This window comes from Pseudomonas sp. C9D1 (assembly GCF_056491235.1).
In genome coordinates this window covers 1237635-1261795 of the sequence record NZ_JBSZIE010000001.1, presented here as the reverse complement: position 1 = coordinate 1261795, position 24161 = coordinate 1237635, and the positions used below count along the sequence as shown (strand labels likewise).

General features: G+C 62.3%; 18 protein-coding genes. 7 read left to right on the top strand and 11 right to left on the bottom strand.

Features of this window, described 5'->3' with window-relative positions; all coding sequences use genetic code 11:
• Nucleotides 1-46: 46 nt before the first annotated feature.
• From ACXI0U_RS05880 to ACXI0U_RS05830, 11 genes are all read right to left on the bottom strand, one after another.
• A complete protein-coding gene (locus ACXI0U_RS05880; RefSeq protein WP_479549877.1) occupies nucleotides 47-760 on the bottom strand; it encodes a hypothetical protein in 714 nt (237 codons plus the stop codon).
• Nucleotides 761-834: 74 nt separating this feature from the next.
• Nucleotides 835-1626: a hypothetical protein gene (locus tag ACXI0U_RS05875; protein WP_479549876.1), complete on the bottom strand. Its 792-nt coding sequence runs from the start codon at nucleotides 1624-1626 to the stop codon at nucleotides 835-837.
• Nucleotides 1623-2015 carry a hypothetical protein gene (locus tag ACXI0U_RS05870; RefSeq protein WP_479549875.1) on the bottom strand — a complete coding sequence of 131 codons (393 nt, stop codon included), beginning with the start codon at nucleotides 2013-2015 and terminating at the stop codon, nucleotides 1623-1625. The genes ACXI0U_RS05875 and ACXI0U_RS05870 overlap by 4 nt, the downstream gene beginning before the upstream one ends.
• A gap of 31 nt (nucleotides 2016-2046) precedes the next feature.
• Entirely contained in the window at nucleotides 2047-2862 is an 816-nt protein-coding gene (locus ACXI0U_RS05865; protein ID WP_479549874.1) for a hypothetical protein, read from the bottom strand.
• A gap of 34 nt (nucleotides 2863-2896) precedes the next feature.
• The gene (locus ACXI0U_RS05860) at nucleotides 2897-3676 is read right to left on the bottom strand and encodes a hypothetical protein (RefSeq protein ID WP_479549873.1); all 780 of its coding nucleotides are present in this window, start codon (nucleotides 3674-3676) and stop codon (nucleotides 2897-2899) included.
• Nucleotides 3673-4464: a hypothetical protein gene (locus ACXI0U_RS05855; RefSeq protein WP_479549872.1), complete on the bottom strand. Its 792-nt coding sequence runs from the start codon at nucleotides 4462-4464 to the stop codon at nucleotides 3673-3675. The genes ACXI0U_RS05860 and ACXI0U_RS05855 overlap by 4 nt, the downstream gene beginning before the upstream one ends.
• Nucleotides 4461-6632, bottom strand: coding sequence for a lipase family protein (locus tag ACXI0U_RS05850; protein WP_479549871.1), 2172 nt, complete (start codon nucleotides 6630-6632; stop codon nucleotides 4461-4463). Before ACXI0U_RS05850 ends, ACXI0U_RS05855 begins: the two co-directional genes overlap by 4 nt.
• Nucleotides 6633-6689: 57 nt before the next feature.
• On the bottom strand, nucleotides 6690-7076 hold the full coding sequence (locus ACXI0U_RS05845) for a DUF7079 family protein (protein ID WP_236232747.1): 387 nt from the start codon (nucleotides 7074-7076) through the stop codon (nucleotides 6690-6692).
• Nucleotides 7036-7809, bottom strand: a complete 774-nt coding sequence (locus ACXI0U_RS05840; protein WP_218281347.1) for a hypothetical protein — start codon at nucleotides 7807-7809, stop codon at nucleotides 7036-7038. Before ACXI0U_RS05840 ends, ACXI0U_RS05845 begins: the two co-directional genes overlap by 41 nt.
• Before the next feature lie 4 nt (nucleotides 7810-7813).
• Nucleotides 7814-10549 carry a type VI secretion system Vgr family protein gene (locus ACXI0U_RS05835; protein ID WP_479549870.1) on the bottom strand — a complete coding sequence of 912 codons (2736 nt, stop codon included), beginning with the start codon at nucleotides 10547-10549 and terminating at the stop codon, nucleotides 7814-7816.
• A 315-nt stretch (nucleotides 10550-10864) separates the two neighbouring features.
• A complete protein-coding gene (locus ACXI0U_RS05830; RefSeq protein WP_479549869.1) occupies nucleotides 10865-15730 on the bottom strand; it encodes an NAD-glutamate dehydrogenase in 4866 nt (1621 codons plus the stop codon).
• Nucleotides 15731-16065: 335 nt separating this feature from the next.
• On the opposite strand from ACXI0U_RS05830, the gene ACXI0U_RS05825 reads away from it, so the two are divergent.
• The 7 genes from ACXI0U_RS05825 (at nucleotide 16066) to ACXI0U_RS05795 (ending at nucleotide 23747) form a co-directional block, all read left to right on the top strand.
• Complete coding sequence (locus ACXI0U_RS05825) at nucleotides 16066-16815, top strand: carbonic anhydrase (RefSeq protein ID WP_271660463.1); 750 nt, start codon at nucleotides 16066-16068, stop codon at nucleotides 16813-16815.
• 151 nt (nucleotides 16816-16966) lie between these two features.
• Complete coding sequence (locus ACXI0U_RS05820) at nucleotides 16967-17926, top strand: AAA family ATPase (protein ID WP_021217378.1); 960 nt, start codon at nucleotides 16967-16969, stop codon at nucleotides 17924-17926.
• 3 nt (nucleotides 17927-17929) lie between these two features.
• A complete protein-coding gene (locus ACXI0U_RS05815) occupies nucleotides 17930-18865 on the top strand; it encodes a DUF58 domain-containing protein (protein WP_184490695.1) in 936 nt (311 codons plus the stop codon).
• Nucleotides 18862-19356 (top strand): DUF4381 domain-containing protein, encoded by a 495-nt coding sequence (locus ACXI0U_RS05810; RefSeq protein WP_271660462.1) that lies wholly within the window; start codon nucleotides 18862-18864, stop codon nucleotides 19354-19356. Before ACXI0U_RS05815 ends, ACXI0U_RS05810 begins: the two co-directional genes overlap by 4 nt.
• The gene (locus tag ACXI0U_RS05805) at nucleotides 19349-20368 is read left to right on the top strand and encodes a vWA domain-containing protein (RefSeq protein WP_021217381.1); all 1020 of its coding nucleotides are present in this window, start codon (nucleotides 19349-19351) and stop codon (nucleotides 20366-20368) included. The genes ACXI0U_RS05810 and ACXI0U_RS05805 overlap by 8 nt, the downstream gene beginning before the upstream one ends.
• Nucleotides 20365-22110, top strand: coding sequence for a VWA domain-containing protein (locus ACXI0U_RS05800; protein ID WP_316925182.1), 1746 nt, complete (start codon nucleotides 20365-20367; stop codon nucleotides 22108-22110). The genes ACXI0U_RS05805 and ACXI0U_RS05800 overlap by 4 nt, the downstream gene beginning before the upstream one ends.
• Nucleotides 22107-23747, top strand: coding sequence for a BatD family protein (locus tag ACXI0U_RS05795; protein WP_271660461.1), 1641 nt, complete (start codon nucleotides 22107-22109; stop codon nucleotides 23745-23747). Before ACXI0U_RS05800 ends, ACXI0U_RS05795 begins: the two co-directional genes overlap by 4 nt.
• Nucleotides 23748-24161 lie beyond the last annotated feature (414 nt).

Here is a 24161-nt window from a genome sequence, read left to right as displayed (position 1 = left end):
TTCCTTAATATATATCGGCGACGTCTCTGACGTTGAGCCCCACCCCCTATCGCCCCAGTCTGATTTTTTCCAGTTTCTCGAAATCTGGCTTACTACTACCATCAGCAACCACTGAGCCGTCAGGATAAGTAAATCTAGTGAAGCGCCCTGGTTGTTTTATTTTTGGCTCAACGGAATAAACAATAGAATCAACATACAGAATCGGCTCAAAGCAAATAAACTTTGCATTAACAGCCTTATAGGTCGCAAAAATGTCCCCCTCCCCCATCAGTCTAACTAGCTTTTCATACCCCCCTAAGAACGCCTCACTAACCCACAGATAATGGCCGCTACTAACCATTAGGTCTTTATTGACCTCATAAGGCAGAGTTAACAAAGAACGCTGCTGTGGTTGATTGTCGTCGAATATCACCATAACGCCCCCTCCACCACCTGCCTGAGCACCTTCACCAAATTTCTCAGGATTTCCATAGCGTACGCCAAAGGTTACGTTGCTCAGTTTCCACTCACATAGTCCGCCACCGTCCCTAGCCAACTTTGCTTCATATATATCAGTCATCCCTTGGCGTTGAGGCTCAATTTCGATCATCTTGGCGCCATCGATTTTATATCGACCACCACTGCCATCGGAACGGGTGATCGGACACTTCTCCGAGCGGTACATCACTCGCATCGTGTTGGCTGCCAGGTCCTTGGGGACTTTCACACTGACGCTGACCGTTTCGCCTTCGGGAGGCGGTAATAGTTCTCGACTGACCATATGTGAGCAGCCTCCCGAGCTAAACAAAACAAGCAATCCAAGCACTATTAAACGGATATAAAAACATGAAATTCTCACCGTATTCGCCCCAGCCGGATCCCCTCTAATATTTTGAAATTTGGCCTACTGCTTCCATCAGCAACCGAACTGCCATCGGGATAGATGAATTTTGTATAATTTCCTGTCTTTTTTATTTTTGGCCCAACTGAATAAACAATTAACTCATTATGTACGATCGGCTCAAAAAACACTTTTTCCGCGCGCAAGGCCGTATACGTCAAGAATAAATCACCCTGAGTAAATGGCCTAACCAGCTTTCTATAGCCCCCTAAGAAAGATTCGCTCACCCAAGGGTAATAGTGGTTTCTCACCATTAGATTTCCCGAAACCTCCGCCGCACCATACATTGAAATTCTCTGTGGCAGATTTGCATCAAAAACAACAATTATCCCGCCACCACTAATGGGCTCAATATTTTTACCAAATGGCTCTGTATTCCAAAAACGCACTCCGAATGTCACGTTGCTCAATTTCCACTGACAAGTACCACCACCATTTCTGGGCAATTTTGCTTCATAAACATCGGTTATTCCTTGGCGCTGCGGTTCGACTTCGATTTCTTTGGCACCATCGATTTCATATCGACCACCATTCCCATCAGAACGAGTGATCGGGCACTTCACAGAGCGATACATAACTTTCATCGAGTCAGCAGCTAGATCTTTAGGAACTTTAAGACTGATGCTGACAGCTTCCCCTCCGCGGGGTGGTGAAAGGCCACGATTAATTACTTGGGCACAACCAGCCTGACTCACGAGTAGGCAGAGTCCGGCAACGGTATAGACCGCATGGGAAAATGGATTCATGGCGTCAGCTCCGCCTGGCCGTAGGGGCGTGCTCGCATGATTTCGATGGGCAACCCCGCTGGTTGGTCGCAGCAGAAGCGCTGCAGCGCCTCCTTTCCGCCGTCCATTTCAGTGGTCATCGGCAAGGTCATGGGCAACAACCTTTGCAGGGCAAGGAAGTGCTCGTTGCGTTGCTTTTCCGCCTCGATCACGGCCGGGTGATGCATCTGCTGTTCGAAGCGCTGGCGCTGGGCCTTGCGCTCCATGGGCCGCTCGGGATCACTGAGCTCCAGCAACTGGTTATGCAAAAAGGGCAGGTAGCCGCTGATCATCGAATGATCGAACACACTGGTTCGGCTGGTACTGCGGTCCGGATTGGTGTGCGCCGGGAAGTAACACTGCAAATTCATATAAATAACTTCTAAATTGTGGGATATAAAACTACTTTTCCCCAACCTGTTCCATTAGCCTATAAAAATTTGGACGCAAACCTCCGAAAGTATACTTTCCATCAGGGTATATTATTTTAGATCTGGATTTTTTCTCATCTCCTTGAGCTCCAACAGTACGGACAACGTATTTAGAATGCACATCTGGGGCAAAAATTATTCGACTGGCCTTTGGCGCGCGATAAGAATATACGTCCTGCAGACCAAATAAATTTATTGAAACCTTTGGTTGATAAAGAAAAATCTCAACCAACCATGGGAAATAGTCTTTTTTAATCTCAAGATCACCATCGACCACTACAACCCCATCCATAGACTGTCTTTGCGGCAAATTACCGTCAAATATAACAATTACCCCCCCTCCGTGACCGTAGTGCACTCCCGCCCCAAACTGACTTGTATTTTCATAGCGAACACCAAAAGTCACATTGCTCAGTTTCCACTCGCAGCGCCCCCCTCCATCCCTAAATAATTTGGCCTCATATATGTCGGTCGTACCCTGTCGTTGAGGCTCAATTTCGATCATCTTGGCGCCAGCGATCTCGTATCGACCACCACTGCCATCAGAGCGACTAATCGGGCATTTTTCCGAGCGATACATCACTCGCATTCTGTTGGCTGCCAAGTCCTTTGGAACTTTCACACTGACGCTCACTGTTTTGCCTCCGGGGGGCGGTGAAAGATCCTGGCTCATTAATTGTGCGCAAGCTGTTTGAGTGACAAATAGAACAACAGCAATCAACAAATAAAGAGACGCACATAGTTTATTTACCACAACTGAAACCCCACCAGAACACATAAAACCCAAGACATTTACCAACGGAGAAAAAACTGTTAATCATCTAACGACTGGCCGCAATTTTCTTGAGCCTATTTATATTCGGCCCAGAATTTGTAAACTGACTACTTCCATCTGGATAAATAATCTCCGCAAGCTCCCCACCACCAGAAACCTTGACACCATTGGTTTTCACCAGCAGATCGGCATGATAGCTAGGCTCAAATACAACCTTACGAGCCGAATACGACCTATATGTTATAAATTTTTGCCGCCCAAGCAGCTCAATGAGTGTATTTGTCCCGCCTAGGAAAATTCTTCTGAGCCAAGGAAAATAGTCCTCGCCAATTAATACATCCCCATCAACATCTCGCGCACCGTACATACTCTGTTGCTGAGGCAGATTCTTATCAAAAATTACAATAACTTCCCCACCACCAGAGAATTCAACCTTCTCACCAAATTGCTCGGTATTGCCGAAATGAATGCCAAACGTCACATTGCTCAGTTTCCACTCGCAGAAACCGCCACCCTCCTTGGCCAACTTTGCTTCATATATATCGGTCATTCCCTGACGTTGAGGTTCGACTTCAATAGCCTTGGCGCCATCAATCTCGTAACGCTCGCCACTGCCATCGGAACGGGTGATCGGACACTTCTCCGAGCGATACATCACTCGCATCGTGTTGGCTACCAGATCCTTGGGAACTTTCACACTGACGCTGACTGTTTCGCCTCCGGGGGGCGATGAAAGATCTTGGTTCATTAGTTGTACACAGCCGATTGGGGTTGCAATTAAGCATAGTGCGGCGCCGGCCAGATTCATTCGTGAGAACTGGCTCATCGCTTTTTCATCGCCTCAATTTCCTTAAGCTTATTAATATTTGGCTCAGTATTACCGCCAAAAACTTCAGAACCATCTGGATATATAACTCTAGTAGACCCTTTCCCCTTACCCTCTTTCCGCCCAAACGAATAAATAAGACCACTATATAGAGATGGAATAAATACTACCGACTTTGCATTTTTTGCTTTATAAGTTCGATACAAACGGCCATCATCAAACAATAAAACCCTCTTTTCCTCACGCACCAAATATTGTTCATAAATCCACACATAGTATTTATTCTCAACCATCAGATCACCGAAAGCCTCTTCGGGACGGTGTAATAGCGATACTTGCTGAGGCCTATTATCGTCAAACACCACTATAACCCCCCCCCCACCACCAACCTGAGCCCCATCACCAAACTTATCAGGGCTTCCATAGTGCACACCAAAAGTTACGTTACTCAATTTCCACTTGCATAGTCCGCCGCCGTCCCTAGCCAACTTTGCTTCATATATATCGGTCATTCCCTGACGTTGAGGTTCGACTTCAATAGCCTTAGCTCCATCAATCTCGTAACGCCCGCCACTGCCATCGGAACGGGTGATCGGACACTTCTCCGAGCGGTACATCACCCGCATTTTTCTAGCAACCAAGTCCTTGGGAACTTTCACACTGACGCTGACTGTTTCGCCTCCAGGGGGCGGCGAAATATCCTGGTTCATTAGTTGTGCGCAACCTGCCTGACTCGCGAGTAGGCAGAGCCCGGCCACGGCATAGACCGCATGGGAAAGTGGATTCATGGTGTCAGTACCTCCTTGGGTGCGACTACTTCCGCAGGCTCCGCCTGGCCGTAGGGGCGTGCTCGCATGATTTCAATGGGCAACCCCGCTGGTTGGTCGCAGCAGAAGCGCTGCAGCGCCTCCGTTCCGCCGGCCATTTCAGTGGTCATCGGCAAGGTCATGGGCAACAACCTTTGCAGGGCAAGGAAGTGCTCGTTGCGTTGCTTTTCCGCCTCGACCACGGCCGGGTGATGCATCTGCTTTTCGAAACGCTGGCGCTGGGCCTTGCGCTCCATGGGCCGCTCGGGATCACTGAGCTCCAGCAACTGGTTATGCAAAAAGGGCAGGTAGCCGCTGATCATCGAATGATCGAACACACTGGTTCGGCTGGTACTGCGGTCCGGGTTGGTGTGCGCCGGGAAGTAGCGCTGCATGCTGGTTTTCGCCAGCGACTGCATCAGTGCCTTCTGCTCTTCACCGGCATAGCGGCTTGCGGCATCGTTCAGGCTGGGCACCAGGTAGAGAAAGGCGCGCTCGGGCAGGCGTTTGATTTCGTAACTGTAGTGGGGCGCGCCGAGGCCCTCCTTGCTGCGATACGCCGGGAAGTTCCCACCTGTGGGACGGGCCAGATAATGCTGGTCGGCCCGGTAGTGCATGGCGATCTGGCCATGGTGCCAGTAGGGGTCGCCGAAGCCGGTCAACTTGCTGATCAACAGCTGCGGCACCGACCACGTATAGCCAAGGGTGGGCCCCAGCGGACCAAAGGACTTGTACAGCCAGTTATCCAGTTCGGCCTCGGGCGGTACGCTGGTAACAGTATCGGCGTCATTCACATGGCGAAAATGAACAATGTCACTCAGGCTTTCCACGGCCTTACGAGTGAAGGCCCGGGGCATGCCATAGGTGTAGAGAACCGGCAGGCGACTTCCAAGTTCAGCTGAATGAATTAGAGCCAGAGCACCGCCGAGACTATGGCCACATATGAAAAGCACCCTATCGTCGAGTAATTGTTCAATATTTTGGAAATGATCCTCGAACAATTTTTTCGCTATCTCAAACGCGTGCAAAAAACCATGATGCACACTCCCCTCTGAAACAAGAAAAGTGCACTTATTCGTCGTCATTTTCACATCACAGTCCGTGCCATCGGTCAGACGAGGGCGGTACTGGGCATCCGTCAGCCAATCTATGAGTTCTTGGGTTCCCCGCCAGGCCACCACCAGCTGTGTCCCGTTGCTGAAGTAGAAGAGCTGGGTGTTCTGGATGATGCTCAGTGGCGTATCCGGTGCCCCCTCAGGCGCAGCAACCCCAACGGTGTCGAGCATCACCGCAGTGGTGTAGCGCTCATCGAAAGGTACATCCACCACCACCGCTGGGAACTGCTGCCCCTTGGCGTCGAGCATCTGCGGCGTACACATAAGGTCCAGGCACTGGCGGAAGAAGAACTCCTCCACAGCGCCGGGCAGCGTTTCGGGATCGACCTCGCAACCTGCCCGGCGTGCTTTCTTGCGCTGGTCCTGCACGACGGTGCTGTACGACAGGTTTGCCATCAGCCCCAGGTTGTAGCCATTGACCATGCTGTACTCGGGCTGGTGGTGCAGCACCAGCTGCCAGGCACGGAAGGGGCAAAGCTCCAGGACATGGCGGCGATTCAGTTGCTCGGTCGGTACGGTAAAGCCGCTGAAGCCCGGGTCCGGAAAATGGAAGCCTGGCAGCTTCTGGGTATCTGGCAGAGGCGGATCGAGTGGCGGCAGGCCGTCGCACAACTGACCAAGGCGAAGGTAGTGATAGAGGTTGCCCGCCGTCCGCGCCTGCCTCTGGATGGGCGACCAGCCGGGGGGAGGTGCCTCGTAACCCTGTGTCTGGAGCCCTCTCCTTTGCGGCTCAGGGCGCATCGCGCGAAGACGGCGGGTTTGCAGCGCATTGGCCAAAGGCGCGGCTGCAATCGTCAGGGTAATGGGGATGGGGTGCAGCCCATCCAGGCGGATCACTCCATTTGCATCGCTCTGGCCAGAACACTCTGGGGCGCAATGCGCACGCGTTGCGTCATTCACTGCGCGATAGGGCATGCCCACTAATGGTTCGCCCTGCTCATCAAGCAGAACGAACTCTATCCAGTGTTTTTCCTGGGGCCTTCCTCGCACTTCCTTGACCGTGCCGAGTGTGTCCGTGCGATGCGTTCCGTTCATATCCATCCCTATGTATCAGCAGCAGGCGAGAGCCGTACATGCAAACTTTCGCGCCATCTAATTGCCCGGCGCATTGATCGCTTTTCTCAAGTCAACCCACATATGGAAACAGTAGAGCCTTATAAAGCGCCCGAATAAAAAGCTGCCCATCCTGCCAAGCACCCCTTGGCGGGACCGTTGCCTGGAGTACGCCTCGATATCAGCAACCAACTGTTTTTCATGAAACCCACCCCAGATCGGGGGCACGGGGGAAAACATATTCCCGATGCACACAGGTGCCACCCGCTCGAACAATGCAAACTCGACATCGGGTAAGGGATAGTTCCTTGCCACACGTGCTATGCATGCATAGTTGGTTTCGCTGTCTACAAACATATCGGACAAGGCAATCCACAGCGGGGCTTTATCTAATTGCCCATCTGGTGAATTCTTCGATTTCATCATCAAAATAATCCAGGGTGGATGACGCCACAAAACCACCGGCCACACCGCCGGCCAGCATGAGCGCGATCGCGCAAACTGGGGCTCCGGGGCCGCAAGCCGTTGAAACCAGAGCGCCCGCCGCCAGTGTTCCGAGGACTCCACCTCCAATCGTCCCCGCCTGCCTTATCGTTTCTTTCTTTTTGTTCTCGGCATTGGCAATCTCATACCCGGCGTAGATTATCGTTACGATAATCGCCACTTTTCCCGCGACCTTGAGGACCTTGTTCGTTGTATTGATTACAGCATCCGGTCGCGCCGCAGACTCGACGATGGTGTAGTGGACGGTGCTCTTCTGCCCGGCCGTGAGCGCTGCGAACTTCTTCCCAAACTGTTCAACGGCGTACTTATCAAGAAGATCAATAAGCTCAGGGGGAATACGCTTTCGCCGCTCCGCTATCGCCAACCCCTGAACGGAAGTCTTTGCCCTTGTTTCCGCCATGATTTTGTTCCGCATTTCATAGCAGAACTCGGCAGCCTCCTTTACGCTGATTCGGCCCGACTTGACCTCACTTTTGACCGTCTCGACCACACGCCGCATGTTCTTGTTGTAGTTCCCTCTCTGATTGGCATCACTGATTGCATCAGTAGAAAACTTGATTGCCGCCCCCTCGAGTGCTTCGAGGGCTTTTTCAAGAACCGACTCATCGGCCGGGTGATATTCTTTGTACAAGTAATAACGATAGAAAGAGTCCACGGTTCTACTCCCCAAGCGTCCGTATCATGGCTGCTGCGGCACTGGGAAGTTCTTCACTTCGGTCCAGCCCCTCAAGTTCGAGAGCGATGCAAGACCTGCCCGTTATGGAGGTGAACCGTACTTTATTGTCAGCATCAAACCGGCCTTCCAACACCGAGCCATCGTCCATGGTCGCCTTGCACGCTATACCTTCGTAACTCATGCCCTCTGGTCCGAAGAATCCGATCCAGTCCTCCGACTGGGGGAGTTCAAGTTTCAAGTTATCCGGCGCCAGGGTATGGACAGCCATGGTTTTGCCGTCTTTGTCCGTAACGCCGCTGAATACTTCACCTGCCGAAGTTGTTATCCGGTAGCTGGTGAAGGGCATGGCCACCTGCGCGTCGTTCTTAAGCACATAGCTGGCGCTGTACCCGCCGGGTAAGGGGGTTGCCGGGGTCGTCAGGCTTGCACTGCCGAGCTTTTGAACATTCGCCACCTTGTGGTAGATGTTCCCGGGCGCACCCAGCTCTATTTCTCCGCCCTTGATACGGATGTAGGCACCCGCGCAATGCAGTACCAACTCTTCAGGGGCGGTTATCTCGACCCGCCCACCGGTGCTCTCTATCCTGAGTTCATCGCTTGCCAGCGCATGCAGGTCGCCGTCCTGGGCGTGCAGGTCGACATTGCCGTGCGCGGCCTTGAGTTGCATGCCGGCCGATTGGGCCAGGACACTGACCGACTCCTGCGCAACGGCGGTCAGGTCTCGGCCGGCACTGAAATCCAGGTTGTGCCCCGCCATCACACCCACACTCTCGCTGCCGGAAGACACGCAAACGGTGCTGGGGCTGAGGATGCCCACGCCATCGGGGGCATGCAGCAGCACTCCAGACTTCGCCAGCCCCGTCAGCGCAGTGTTGAGGCGAGCCTGACTGTCGAGATCGCACGGTTTCACCTGCGCGGCTAGTGCAGCGGCTTTCATCGAACGAGCCAGCGACAGGGCACTGCTGAGTTGTTCGATGGCTGCGTCCATTTCCAGAAGATCGCCCTGGGCAAGAGCCTGCTCATCGGCACTGATGAACAGCCCCTTCCCCGCCCGCATGACGCCCCAGCCGTCGGTGCGCAGCTCGAAGCCTTCGCCGCGTTTCTGCCGCTGCCCATCCACCAGATGGCCGAGGTTGAGCTGGCTCTTGCCGCTGTGCTCGGTGCTGAGCTTGATGTGTTCCCGGCCACGGGTGTCGTCCAGGCGCAGCTTGTTGTTGGACGGGGTGCGCAGGACGTTGCGCTTGTAGTTCTTCAGGGTGACCAGGTCGGGGTGCCGGCTGTCGTGCAGGGCGAAGGCGATGAAGCCCCGGTCCGGGTCGCCGCGCTCGAAGGCGATGCCGACCTCGGTGCCCTGGATCAGCGGCAGGTGCAGGCCGTGGGTATCCCCGGCATAGGCGCGTGCCAGGCGCAGCCACATGCTTTCCTGGCCGGCGGGCCAGGTGTCCTGGTCGAAGAGGAAGTTGACCTTGTAGCGGCCCTCCAGGTCGATGTGGCTGTAGAGGTCGTCGGCCTGCGCGCTGGTGACGCGGGCCGGGATGGTGCCGGCGATCACGGGGCGCGGCAGCAGCGGCGGGCGAAAGCACACGCTTTCGCTGTAGGGGATGGCCTCGAAGCGGGCTTCGAAGCTGCGATCACGGGCGGCGACGGTGACCAGGCGGGTGATGACGGCGCCAGGGGTGAAGGCCTCGGGCGCGCCGCCCTCGATCTTCAGCACCTGCCCAGGTGCCAGGGTGGCGCTGCTGGTGCGGCCGTCGAGGCGGGTCTGGTCGTTGAGGTAGCGTTCGTGGGCGAGGCGGGCATAGAAGTAGCCGCTTTCGCTTTTCAGGTCTTCGTCGCGGGAGCCGGGGTCGTCCAGCTCGATGTAGGGCTCGCCGTAGTGATAGGCCTCGCCGTAGGTGGTCGGGTCGCCCCGGGTCTGGTCGAGGTCGCCGTCGAGGTAGGCCGTTGCGTCACGCGGGGTGTAGGCGCGGATGCGCAGGTTCCTTTCCACCACACCGTGGCTCGTCTGCAGGTCCCAGACGGCGTCCTGGCCGCTGCTGACGGTGCCGGACGGCGGGCGGTAGGGCAGCTGGACGCCGAACCGGTAGTTGCGCTGGTCATCGTGGAACTCGACGACATCGATGCCCAGGCGCTCGTCGGCGGTGAAGCGGTACCAGATGCCGACCTCGGCCAGCAGGCGCTGGATGAAGGCCAGGTCGCTCTCGTCGTATTGCATGACCTGCTCGCGCTTGGGGTAGTCGCGCCTGAGGTCGAAGAAGAAGTCCTGCCCGGCCCAGCGGTGGCGGTCGCTGCGCAGGATCTGCTCGACGATCTCGGGCACCGAGAGGTGCTGGTAGATGCGGTATTGCCGGCCCCGCCCGAGCAGGGTCAGGCGCGGCTGCAGGGTGATTTCGTAGCGGGCCTCGTCGTTGGAGCCGGAGATCCGCCGGAAGCCCGTGACCACGCCGTGCAGGGTGCGCAGCGGCTGGGCCGGCGGCGCGCCCAGGCCGGCGAAGGGCACCGGTTTGGGGGGCGCGAAGAGGCTGAAGCTGGCGGGCTGCCCGACAATGCGCCTGGAGGGGAGGTCGCGCTGGGACGAGGTGAACTCGACCTGGTAGGTGAAGGGCTGGCTGAGCGTCTCGTCCCCGACGAAGGCGAGGACGTCGAGCCCGACGTCGAGTTCACCCACCTGCAGGCGGTGACGGCTGTGGTCGAAGAAATGGCGGAGTTCGGCAAGCATGTCGAGGCCTCATCGATGGGATGGCCCGTATGCATCGCCGCTTCGTGACCGTATCTCGAAGAGACCGCCAAGCCCTGCATCCGGGGCGAGACAGTAGGCTGAAAACCCCGATGGGCTGGGAATAGGGAAAAGCCCCCAAAGGGCTCGGGAAGCGTCCGAAGAAATGAGGGGAGCTGCTGTAGGAACCCAATCACTTCAATGCCCGGAGTCCTGAGGGGACGCCAGCGTCATCCGGTCCGACCACGGAAGCACCAGGCAAAAAAAGCCCCGCCGAAGCGGGGCTAGAGCACATTCAACCTTTCAGCGAACGATGGCTCAGGAGGTCTTGACCCCATGCTGGCCGCTCTGGGCCAGGTCCATCAGCTCGCGGTTGGCCACGGCGTACATGGCGTAGTCGGTGCCGGTGGCGGCGCGCAGCTCGGTGAGCATCACCTTCCAGCGTTCCACCAGCGGGCGGTGCTGCTCCAGCCACAGGGCCACGCGTTCGTCCATGTCCGTCGGGGCGTCGTTCATCTGCAGCACCGAGACGGTGATCGCCCGCTGCTGGCCGTCGAGGTCGTCGCGGAAGGCTTCTCGGGCCAGGGCCTGCCAGTTGTTCTCCACCGGCAGGCTGGTGATCTGCTGCAGGTACCAGGACAGGTCCAGCGCGCCACCAACGGCGAAGTAGGCGGCCGCCACTTCGGCGGTGTCCTTGCCGGTGACGTCCGAGGCTTCGATGATCGGCAGCAGCGTGTACAGGTGGCTGGTGCCAGCGACCACACGGGCCAGCTCTTCCGGTGCGCCGGCTTCGACATAGGCCTGGTAGCGGGCCAGCCACTGCTCGCGGGCCGGGCCCTCCAGCAGTTCGTCCAGGCGACCGGCCAGCTCGGCCACGCGCGGGCCGAAGTGGCCGACGTCACGGGCGGCGTTCTGGTCTTCGCGACGGCTGCGCAGGAACCAGCGCGTGGCACGGCGACCGAGGCGCATCAGCTCGTCCATCAGGGTCAGCTGCAGCTCGGCGGGGACCTTGTAGTCCAGCGCTTCGATCTGCTTCCACCAGTGGGCCAGACGGAACACATCGCGCACCACCACGTAGGCACCGGCGACGTTGGCCGCGCTCATGCCGGTGGACTCCTTCAGGCGCTGCACGAAGGTGATGCCCATGTGGTTGACCAGGTCGTTGGCGATCTGGGTGCTGATGATTTCGCGCTTCAGGCGATGGCGGCCCATGGAATCACCGAACTTCTTCGCCAGCAGCGGCGGGAAGGCGGTTTCCATCTCGCGAGCCAGGTAGTCGTCGTCCGGCACCAGGGATTTGAGCAGCGATTCCTTGAGGTCGATCTTGCTGTAGGAAATCAGCACCGACAGCTCCGGGCGGGTCAGGCCCTGGCCGTTGGCGGTTCGCTCGTTGAGCTCCTCGTCGCTGGGCAGGAACTCCAGCGCGCGGTCGAGCTTGCCGGCGGCCTCCAGGGCGGCGATCAGGCGCTTGTACTCGCCGATGCGCTCACGGGCACGGCGTTGCGCCAGGGACAGCGCCTGGGTCTGCTTGTAGTTGTTGCCCAGCACCAGGCTGCCCACCGCGTCGGTCATCTCGGCCAGCAGCTTGTTGCGCTGCTTGCCGGTCATGTCGCCGGCCGCGACGATTTCGCCCAGGAGGATCTTGATGTTCACCTCGTGGTCGGAGCAGTCCACGCCACCGGCGTTGTCGATGAAGTCGGTGTTGCTGGCGCCGCCGTTGAGGCCGTACTCGACGCGACCGAGCTGGGTCATGCCCAGGTTGCCGCCCTCGCCCACCACCTTGGCACGCAGTTCGCGACCGTCGACGCGCAGCGCGTCGTTGGCCTTGTCGCCGACGTCGGCATGGGACTCCTTGCTGGACTTGACGTAGGTGCCGATGCCGCCGTTCCACAGCAGGTCGACCGGTGCCTTGAGCAGGGCGTTGAGCAGTTCGGTGGGGGTCAGCTTGTCGGCACGGATGTCGAAGCGTTCCTTCATTTCCGGGCTGATGGCGATGCTCTTGGCGCTGCGCAGGAAGATGCCGCCGCCGGCGGAGATCAGCTTGGCATCGTAGTCGGCCCAGGAGGAGCGCGGCAGGTCGAACAGGCGCTTGCGCTCGACGAAGCTGCTGGCCGCGTCCGGGTTCGGGTCGATGAAGATGTGCATGTGGTTGAAGGCCGCCACCAGCTGCAGCGTTTCCGACAGCAGCAGGCCGTTGCCGAACACGTCGCCGGCCATGTCGCCGATACCGATCACGGTGACGTTGTCCTTCTGCACGTCGATGCCGCGCTCGCGGAAGTGGCGCTGCACCGAGACCCAGCCGCCCTTGGCGGTGATGCCCATGCCCTTGTGGTCGTAGCCGGCGGAGCCGCCGGAAGCGAAGGCGTCGCCCAGCCAGAAGCCGTACTCCAGGGCGATGCCGTTGGCGATGTCGGAGAAGGTCGCGGTGCCCTTGTCGGCCGCCACCACCAGGTAGGGGTCGTCGGCGTCGTGGCGCACCACGTTGGCTGGCGGCACCACCTGGCCTTCCTTGAGGTTGTCGGTGATGTCCAGCAGGCCGCTGATGAAGATGCGGTAGCAGGCGATGGCCTCGGCCTGGATGTCGTCACGGCTGCCGCCAACGGGCAGGCGACGGGGGATGAAGCCACCCTTGGCGCCCATGGGCACGATCACCGCGTTCTTCACCTGCTGCGCCTTGACCAGGCCCAGCACTTCGGTACGGAAGTCTTCCTCGCGGTCGGACCAGCGCAGGCCGCCCCGGGCGACGTCGCCGAAGCGCAGGTGCACGCCTTCCACGCGCGGGCAGTAGACGAAGATCTCGAACTTGGGCACCGGACGCGGGATGTCGGGGATCAGCCGCGGGCTGAGCTTGAAGCTGAAGTAGCCCTTGTTCTGGCCGTTGGCATCGGGCTGGTAGAAGTTGGTGCGCAGGGTCGCCTTGATCAGGTCGAGGTAGCGCCGCAGGATGCGGTCCTCGTTGAGTACGGCGACGTTGTCCAGCTCGCCGAGGATGGCCTGTTCGAGCTTCTGCTGCTTGTCTTCCAGGTCCTCGGCGGTGAGCTTGCGGGCCAGGTAGAAGCGGGTCTTGAACAGGCGCACCAGCTCCTTGGCGATGTCCACATGGTTCAGCAGCGTGCTGGCGATGTAGGACAGGTCGAAGCCCAGGCGGATCTGCTTCAGGTAGCGGGCATAGGCGCGCAGCAGCGCCACGTCGCGCCAGGGCATGGAGGCGGTCAGCACCAGGCGGTTGAAGGCGTCGTTCTCGGCGTCACCGCCGACGATGTGGATGAAGGCGTCCTGCAGGGTGTCGTTGAGCTGCTGGATGTCGACTTCCTGGCCCGAGGCGCTGGTGAAGGCGAAGTCGTGGATCCAGAACTCGCGGCCATCCTGGCGGTGCAGGCGGTAGGGGAACTCGCCGAGCACGCGCAGGCCCAGGTTCTCCAGGATCGGCAACACGTCGGACAGCGGCAGCGGCGTGTCGGCGTGGTACAGCTTGCAATGCAGCAGCTGCTCACCCTGGGTCAGCGGCTGGTAGAAGCTCATCACCAGCTGGCGCTCGTCGGAGAGGCTGTTCAAGTGCTGCATGTCGACCACGGCCGAGTGCGGGGCGAAGCGCTCGCGGTAGCCGGCGGGGAAACCTTTCGGGAAGTCGGCCAGTACACGGGTGCCCTGGGCCTCGCCGAAGCTTTCGTTGACCAGGCTGGCGTAGTCGTCCTTCCAGGAACGGCAGGCCTGGATCACTTCCTTCTCCAGGCGCACCGGGTCGACCACGGCCTTGTTCTTCGGGTCCAGGCGCAGGATGAACTGCACGCGCGCCAGCACGGATTCGGAGAAGAAGGTCCAGAACTCGCAGTCGCTAGCCTGCAGGCGGTCCATGAGGATCTGCTGGATCTTCAGGCGCGTTTCGGTGGAGTAGACATCGCGCGGCACATAGGCCAGCGCGTAGGCGAAGCGGCCATAGGGATCGCGGCGCAGGAACAGGCGGATCTTGTTGCGCTCCTGCATCTGCACGATGGCCATGGCGGTGGAGAACAGGTCATCCACCGGGGTCTGGAACAGGTCGTCGCGGGGCAGCACTTCCAGCACCTGGGCCAGTTCCTTGCCCAGGTGGGCGCGGGCGTCGAAGCCGGAGCGACGCTGGATCTCGGCGACCTTGCCACGGATGAAGGGGATCTCCGACACGCTCTCGCCGTACACGGCGGAGGTGTACAGGCCCATGAAGCGACATTCCTTGACCACGCGACCCTTGGCATCCAGCTCGCGGATGGAGACGAAATCCGGGTAGGCCGGGCGGTGCACGCGGCTCGGCTCGGCGGCCTTGGCGAAGGACAGCAGCACTGGGCCGCGCAGGTAGTCGACGGCCTCCTTCTCGACATGCAGGTCGGCGGCGCTGAGGCCGGTGCGGCGCAGGCGCGAGACACCGAGCAGGGAAGCTTCGTCATAGACCAGGTGACCGCCCGCCTCGCCCTCATCCACCACCGTGAACTCCTCGTAGCCGAGGAAGGTGAAGTGGTTGTCCAGCAACCAGTTCATGAAGACCTTGATCTCGGCCAGCTCGGCCTTGTCCACCTTCAGCTTGGCCTTGTCCAGCCAGGCCAGCAGCTCGCGGGCCTTGGCGGTCATGGGCTGGAAGTCGGCGACGGCGATGCGCACCTCGCCGAGCATCTCCTCGATGGCCTTCTCCAGGGCCTTGAGGGCGGCGGGCGCGGCGATGCGGTCGATCTCCAGGAACATCAGCGATTCCTGCTGCACATCCTTGCCCTGGGCACCCTTGGGCAGAACCTCGACCAGCTCGCCCTTCTTGTTGCGGCGCACGCTGAGCACGCTGTTCTGCAGCGTGTGGATGTTGTAGCCGCGGCGGTTCAGCTCCATGCGCACCGAATCCACCAGGAAGGGGATGTCGGGGTGCAGCACTTCCACCGCGGTGTGGGTGGATTGCCAGCCGTGCTTCTCGTAATCGGGGTTGAAGGCGCGTACCTGCGGCTTGGCCGGGTCGAAGCGTTCCAGCAGGCGCCACGACGACAGGGTGCAGCCCACCAGGTCGGAGAGCCGGCGCTGGGTGAGTTCGTCGAGGGCGATGATGCCGAAGAATTGTTCGGCGAACAGGGCTACTTGTGGCAAGGCCTGCTCGCTGACGTGCTGCGCCAGGGCCGCTTGCAGTTGATGCTGGAAGTCGGCTTTGCTGGCCGCGGTGAAGAACGCCATGGTTGTGCTCCGCTTGGCTCTGTTGTTGGGGGTTAAGCGTAGAACGCTTATCGCGCGGTGATGGATCAGGAGGAGATTCAAGGCAGTGTGACGAGTCGGAGCCGCCTGGGACCGACCAGTCATCCTCGTGGACAGATTAAGGGCGGCACCCGGTGCGACGCTTTTAGCCCTGCGACATATTCGGTCAATCTCGGACAGCCGCCTTCAGCAAGCCGACATGGATCACGGAAAAAAGACGACACGAGCACTTCGGTAGCGCCTACAGCGCGCCCACAGCGGCAGACCCGGTGCGGCCCCTAGACTCGCCACTCCCCTTTCCCACCGGAGCACCCACCATGTGCACCTGCCACGAACCGCATACCCCTGACCGCCCGGAGCGCCGGCGTTTCCTGCGCCTGGCCGGAATGACCGCCGCAGCAGTGGCCGCTGCGCCCCTGCTGAGCAACACAGCCCTGGCCGCCACCCCGGCTGCGGCCCCCACGCCCAAGCCACAGAACCAGTTGGCCCCGGACGCTGCCCTGGAACGCCTGATGCAGGGCAACCAACGCTATGTGGATGGGCTGACCCGCCGCCACGACTTCCTCACCGAACGCGAGGCCCTGGTCTCCGCACAGAACCCCTATGCCGCCGTGCTGGGCTGCGCCGACTCGCGCATCGCCCCGGAATACGCTTTCGACACCGCCCGGGGCGACCTCTTCGCCGTCCGCGTGGCCGGCAACCTGGTGACCGACGACGGCCTGGCCAGCCTGGAATACGGCGTGGCCGTGCTCGGCATCCCGCTGCTGATGGTGCTTGGCCACGAGGGCTGCGGCGCGGTGGAGGCCGGCCTCAAGATGGCTCGCGACGGCGCCAGCTACCCCGGCCATATCCAGGGCCTGGCAGCAGCCATCGCGCCGTCGGCGCAGGCGGTGCTCAAACATAAGGGCGACGTTCTGGAAAACGCCATCGCACAGAACGTGCGGGACAACCTCAAGCAGCTCATCAAGCGCTCCAGCCTGCTGCGCGACGCCATTGCCGAAGGGCGCCTGAAGGTGGTGGGCGGCATCTACCGGCTGGCCAGCGGCAAGGTCGAGCTGATCGCATGAGCCTTCGCGGGCCGGGCGAATAGCGCTCGGCCCGTCACGATTTCGCTGCGCGTCCACGCGCTCGCCTAGGCCGCAGGCCTCTGCTTGGATTAAAGTACTTCGCCTTCTCCGGGGGCCTGGCTGCCCCCGTCCAACCCGAGCGAGCCCAACGATGGAACACCGCGAAGCACTGATCGCCCTGCGCCAGTACCTGTCCACCCAGATCCTCGGTCAGGAAAAGCTCATCGACCGCCTGCTCATCGCCCTGCTCGCCGACGGCCACCTGCTGGTGGAAGGCGCGCCCGGGCTGGCCAAGACCAAGGCGATCAAGGACCTGGCCGAAGGGGTCGAAGCCGAGTTCCATCGCATCCAGTTCACCCCCGACCTGTTGCCGGCGGACATCACCGGCACCGAGATCTATCGCCCGGAAACCGGCAGCTTCGTGTTCCAGCAGGGTCCGATCTTCCACAACCTGGTGCTGGCCGACGAGATCAACCGCGCACCGGCCAAGGTGCAATCGGCGCTGCTGGAAGCCATGGCCGAGCGCCAGGTGTCCATCGGCCGCTCCACCTATGAACTGCCGCCGCTGTTTCTGGTGATGGCGACGCAGAACCCCATCGAGCAGGAAGGCACCTACCCGCTGCCCGAAGCCCAGCTCGACCGCTTCCTCATGCACGTGAAGATCGGTTTCCCCGAAGCCTCGGTGGAACGCAAGATCCTCCAGCAGGCCCGTGGCGTCGCCCTCAACGGCGAGACCCGCCCCGAGCACCAGGTCAGCCAGCAGGCGATCTTCGCCGCGCGCAAGGAAATCCTCGGCCTGTACATGGCCGACGCCGTGGAGGAGTACCTGGTGCAGCTGGTGATGGCCACGCGCACCCCGGCCAAGTTCGACAGTGAGCTGGCCGAGTGGCTGGCCTATGGCTCCAGCCCGCGCGGCTCCATCGCCCTGGACCGCTGCGCCCGCGCCCATGCGTGGATGGCCGGCCGCGACTTCGTCAGTCCCGAGGACATCCAGGCCGTGCTCTTCGACGCCCTGCGCCACCGCCTGATCCTGTCCTTCGAGGCGGAGGCCGCCGGCATCGACCAGGACCGCGTGATCCAGCGCATCCTCGACGTGGTCGCCGTCGCCTGACCCATGGACAGCCCAGCCGCCCAGACCGGCATCAAGGTCAGCCTCGCCGAGCTGATCGACATGCGCCATCGCGTCCGCGAGGTGCAGCTGTTCTCCACGCCTTCGCGACGCAGCCCCTTGATCGGCCTGCACCACTCCAAGCTGCGCGGTCGCGGCGTCGACTTCGACCAGGTGCGGGTCTACCAGCCGGGCGATGACGTGCGCACCATCGATTGGCGCGTCACCGCACGCACCCAGGAGCCGCACACCAAGCTGTTCCACGAGGAGCGTGAGCGCCCGGTGTTCATCATGGTCGAGCAGAGCCAGCGGCTGTTCTTCGGCTCCGGGCAGATGTTCAAGTCGGTGCTCGCCGCCCACGCCGCCAGCCTCATCGGCTGGGCCGCCCTGGGCCACAACGATCGCATCGGCGGCCTGGTCTTCAGCGACAACGAGCACCACGAGATCAAGCCCCGGCGCAGCAAGCAGAGCCTGCTGCAACTGCTCAACCGCCTGGTGCGCACCAACCAGGCCCTGGGCCCCCAGCAGACAACCACCCGCGAAGGCTTCAGCCTGGCCCTGCGCCGCGCCCGCGAGGTGCTACGCCCCGGCAGCCTGGTGGTGATCCTCTGCGACGAACGCACCCTGTCCGATACCTCGGAGCAGCAGCTCGCCCTGCTCGCCCGCCACACCGACCTGATCCTGCTGCCGCTGTCCGATCCGCTCGACCATGCCCTGCCCGCCGCCGGGCTGCTGCGCTTCACCGAGCTGGGCGCCAAGCTGGAACTGGACACCCACAACCCCGAGCTGCGCCAGGCCTACCGTGACCTGGGCGATGCGCGCAAGGCGCGCTGGCAACGCCTGGCCCAGCGCCTGGGGGTGCTGCTGCTGCCCCTGAGTACCCAGGCCGGCATGGTCGACCAGTTGCGTGACCACCTGCACCACCGGGGTGGCAAGCGATGAACCCGCTCGACCAGCTGGAGCCGCTGATCGCCCCCGACGCCGTGCCCTGGTGGCCGCCCGCGCCGGGCTGGTGGGTGCTTGCCGCCCTGCTGCCGCTGCTGCTCTGGGGCCTCTGGCGCCTGCGCCACCGCCTGCCCCGCCGGCAACGCGGCGAGCGCGCCGAACAACCCCTGGAGCCGATGCGCGAGGCGGCGCTCAGGGAGCTCGCGCAGCTGCGTAAACCCTATGACGGCGTACCTGCGGGCCTCTGGCTGCAGCAGCTCAACGGCCTGCTCAAGCGCCTGTGCCGCCTGCACTACCCCAACGACCAAAGCCTCACCCTCAGTGGCCGCGCCTGGCTGGCCTACCTGGACAACCGCTGCCCCGCCGCTGGCCTGACCCGCTGGATGGTGCTGGTGGAGGGCGCCTACCGCCCCGAGTGCAAACTCGACGACAAGGCCATCGAAGGCCTGACCCAGGCAGTCGACACCTGGATTCGCAAGCATGTTTGAACTCGCCTGGCCGTGGATCTTCCTGCTCGCGCCGCTGCCCTGGCTGTTGCGCGTGCTGCTGCCCCCCGCCGACAGCGGCGAGGCTGCGCTCAAGGTGAGCTTCCTCGGCGAGCTGGAAGCCCTCGCCGGCCGCCGCGCCCGGGCCAACCTGCCGGCCTGGCGCCAGCAGGCCCCCTTCGCCCTGCTCTGGCTGCTGCTGCTGTGCGCCGCCGCGCGCCCGGAATGGGTGGGCGAGCCGCAACCCCTGCCGGCCAGCGGCCGCGACCTGCTGGTGGCGGTGGATGTCTCCGGCTCCATGGACTACGCGGACATGGAGCTGGACGGCAAGCAAGTCAGCCGCCTGACCCTGGTCCAGCACCTGATGGGCGAATTCATCGACGGCCGCATCGGCGACCGCATTGGCCTGATCCTCTTCGGCAGCCAGGCCTACCTGCAGGCACCGCTGACCTTCGACCGCCAGACCGTGCACATCTGGCTCGACGAGGCGCTGATCGGCATCGCCGGCAAGAACACCGCCATCGGCGACGCCATCGGCCTGGCGGTCAAGCGCCTGCGCCAGCGCCCCGCCGATAGCCGCGTGCTGGTACTGGTCACCGATGGCGCCAACACCGGTGGCGAGATCGAACCGCTCACCGCCGCACGCCTCGCCGCCGAGGAGCAGGTGAAGATCTACACCATCGGCATCGGTGCCGACCCGGAACAGGGCGGCGTGCTCGGCATGTTCGGCCTCAACCCCGGCCTGGACCTGGACGAACCCACCCTGCGCAGCATCGCCGAGCAGACCGGCGGCCGTTATTTCCGCGCCCGCTCCAGCAAGGAGCTGGAAGAGATCGAACACGCCCTGGACCAGCTCGAACCCGTTTCGCAACTGCCCAGCCAGGCCCGCCCGGCCCTGGCGCTGTATTCCTGGCCGCTGGCCGGCGCCATGCTGTTGAGCCTGCTGCTGATCAGCCGTGAGCTCTGGCCCCACGCGCTGCAGCAACGCCCGCAGTGGCTGCGGAGGCGCCCATGAGCGAACTCTGGCCCCACTGGCTGCGCCCCTTCTGGCTGCTCCTGCTGCCGCTGCTGGCCTGGCTGATCTGGCAGCTCTGGCACCGCGAGCGCCGCAGCGGTCGCTGGCAGCAACTGCTGCCCATCGCCTTCCAGCCCTGGTTGCTGGGCGGTGGCCGGGAACGCAGCAGCCGCCTGCCATGGATCGCTTTAGGCCTGGCCTGGAGCCTGGGCCTGCTGGCACTGATCGGCCCCAGCTGGCAACGGGTGGAGCAAAGCACGCAGAAGCGCGCCGACCCGCTGGTGGTCATCCTCGAGCTGACGCCTTCGATGCTCGCGTCCGATCTGCCGCCTACGCGCCTGGAGCAGGCCAAGCGCAAGCTGCGCGACCTGCTGGATGCCCGCCGCGATGCGCAGACCGCCATCGTCGTCTACGCCGGCAGCGCCCACAGCCTGGTCCCCCTCTCCGACGACCTGATGACCACCGGCAACCTGCTGGAGGCGCTCAAGCCGTCGATCATGCCGGAGGCTGGCCAGCGCGCCGATCTCGCCGTGGAGAAAGCCCTGGCCCTGCTCAAGCAGGGTGCCCAGGGCCAGGGCCGCCTGCTGCTGATCACCAGCAGCCTGAGCGAGGCGGAGCGTGACGGCATCCGCCATGCCCTGGGCTCGAAGAGCGAGCGCCTGAGCATCCTCGGCATCGGCACCGCCGAAGGCGCGCCCATCGCCCAGGAAAACGGCGGCTTCATCAAGGACGCCCAGGGCGCCATCCTCCTGCCGCGCCTGGACGCCGCGAGCCTCAAGCGCTTCGCCAACCAGCTGGGCGGCAAGTACGCCAGCGCCCGTGTCGACGAGCGCGACCTGCGCACCCTCGGCCTGCTGGGGGGCGCCCGCACCCTGCGCGAAAGCCGCGAAACCACGCGCCTGGAAGCCTGGGCCGACCAGGGCCACTGGCTGCTGCTGCCGCTGCTGCTGATCGCCGCCTGCGCCGGGCGCCGTGGCTGGATCTTCTGCCTGCCGCTGTTCTTCGTGCTGCCCCGCCCGGCCTTGGCCTTCGAAATGGAAGACCTGTGGCTGCGCCCCGACCAACAGGGCCAGCGCCTGCTGGAGGCCCAGCAACCGGCAGAGGCCGCGCAGCATTTCCAGGACCCGCGCTGGCAGGGCTATGCGCTCTACCAGGCCGGCAAGCACGCCGAAGCCGCCGAACGCTTCGCTGGCGGTGACAGCGCCGCCGACCACTACAACCGCGGCAATGCCCTGGCCAAGGCCGGCCAGCTGGAAGCCGCGCTGGATGCCTACGAATCCGCCCTGGAGCGCGAGCCCGACCTGCAGCCGGCGCTGAACAACAAGGCCCTGGTGGAGCAGTTGCTGCAACAGCAAAAACAGCAACAGGCGCAACAGCAGCAGGACGATCAGCAGGGCCAGCAGCAACCCCAGGAACAGCCTTCTGCCGCCCAGGGTGGCGACCCGGAAAAAGGCGAGGACAAGGAGCAGCAGCAGCCTGCCGAAGGCGCCTCCACCACCCCGCCCGAAGAGAACAAGCAGCCGGGCCAACAGGCCGGCGCCGACGGCCAACCCGCCGAGCCCGGGCAGAAACCCGCCGGTGAGCAACAGCCCAGCGACGCGCCGGGCCAGGCCGAGCCCCTCGGCGACGAGCGCCGGCAGTCCCTGGAACAATGGCTGCGGCAGATTCCCGACGACCCCGCCGAACTGCTGCGCCGCAAGTTTTGGTACGAACAGCAACGCCGCCAGGAAAACCAAGAATGATGCGCCTTCTCTGCGCCCTCCTCCTCAGCCTGCTGGCCTGCACCGCCAGCGCGGCGGGCTTTACCGCCAGCGTCGACCGCGCACGCCTCAGCGAGGGCGAAACCGTGGAGCTGATCCTGGAGTCCTCCGACCCGACGCTGTTCGGCAAGCCCGACCTCAAGCCGCTGGAATCGCAGTTCGAGGTGCTGGGCACGCGCCAGATCAACCGCATCAGCACCCTGAACGGCCAGGACGATCGCGCCACGCGCTGGATCGTCACCCTGCAGCCGAAGCAGAACGGCTTCGTGGTCATCCCGCCGCTGCGCCTGGGCGAAGCCGAGACCAAGCCGATCACCCTGCACATCCAGAAAAGCGACAACGCCGCCGGCAACAGCAAGCTGGCGCCGGTGTTCATCGACGCCAGCCTGGACGAGGAAAGCGTCTACGTGCAGGCGCAGACCATCCTCACCCTGCGCATCTATCACTCGGTCTCGCTGTATGACGACAGCAGCCTGACGCCGCTGCAGATGGCCGACGCGCGGGTCGAGCAACTGGGCGAGCCGCGCACCTACGAGAAAGAAATCAATGGCGTGCGCCACGGTGTGATCGAGCTGCGCTACGCGATCTTCCCGCAGAAGAGCGGCCAGTTGAGCATCCCCGCCCAGGTGTTCAGCGCCACCCTGGTGGAGCGCTCGGGGCAGGACGACTACCAGCCCTTCGGCCCGCGTCCCGGGCGCCTGACCCGGGTCAGCTCGCCGCAGATCCCGCTGGTGGTGAAAGCCAAGCCCGCCGACTACCCAGCCAACGCGCCCTGGCTGCCAGCGCGCAACCTGACCCTGGCCGAAGCCTGGAGCCCGGAGCCGGACAAGGCCCAGGTGGGTGACTCGCTGACCCGCAGCCTGATGGTCAAGGTCGAAGGCCTGGCCAGCGCCCAGTTGCCCGCCCTGCCCGCCACCAATGTGACCAACCTGCGTCGCTACCCCGACCAGCCGCAACTGGCCAACCAGTCCAGCGAGCGCGGCCTGCTCGGCAGCCGCGAAGAGCGCGAGGCGCTGGTGCCGACCGCCGCCGGCCGCATCGAGCTGCCACCGGTGGAAGTGGTGTGGTGGAACACCCGCGAGGATCACCTGGAGCGCAGCCAGCTACCGGGCCGCACCCTGGAAGTCGCCGCCAATCCCACGCTGGAGCCGGAAGCGCCCGTGGAAAGCAGCAATGGCAACCCGCATGCCGTGGAAGGCCCGCCGCTCTGGCCGTGGAAGCTCGCCACCCTGCTGCTGGCGCTGACCACTCTGCTGGGCTTCGGCCTCTGGTGGCACGCCCGCCGCCAGCCGGCGATCCTGCCCACCGCGCAGACCGGCCCGAGCCCGCGCACCCTGCTGGACGACCTCAAGCGCGCCTGCCAAGCCAACGATCCCCACGCCACGCGCCAGGCCCTGGATGCCTGGGCCCGCCAGCAGCCGGAGACCCTGGCCGACATGGCCGCGCGCTTCGTGCCGCTGTCCGACGCCATGGACGGGCTCAACGGCGCCCTCTACAGCGAAAGCGGTCAGCACTGGCAGGGTGAGGAGCTGTGGAAAGCCATCCGCGCCCTGCCCACGCCGCAGGTGCAGCAACAGGCCGCTGGCGAGAGCGGGTTGCCGCCGCTCTATCCGCGCTGATCCGCTCCCAACCCAAACCTGGAGTGCCACTTCGTAGCCCGTGCTTCAGCGCGGGGAAAGCGTAGCCGGTGAAGTCCGGGCTACATCGCTGTAGGGCGGGTGAAACCCGCCGGAGCATCGTGCCGGGCCTGTCGGGTTGCACCCGACCTACCTAAAACCTGTGACCGCCTCATAGCCCGTGCTCTAGCGCGGAGAAGGTGTGGGCGGTGCTCCCGGGCTACGGGTGAGGTTGTGCTCGCTGTAGGGCCGGTGGAACCCGCGTGTTGGGACGACCCCTTTCGGATTTCACCCGCCCCCAATGGAGCGGCAACCCTTTGGGTTGCTGGGCGACTGAAGTCGCCCCTACAGGCTCGCCCCTACAGGGTTGTACGCGTGGTTTGCGGGTAGTCGATCGCCCATAAAAAAACCGCGGCC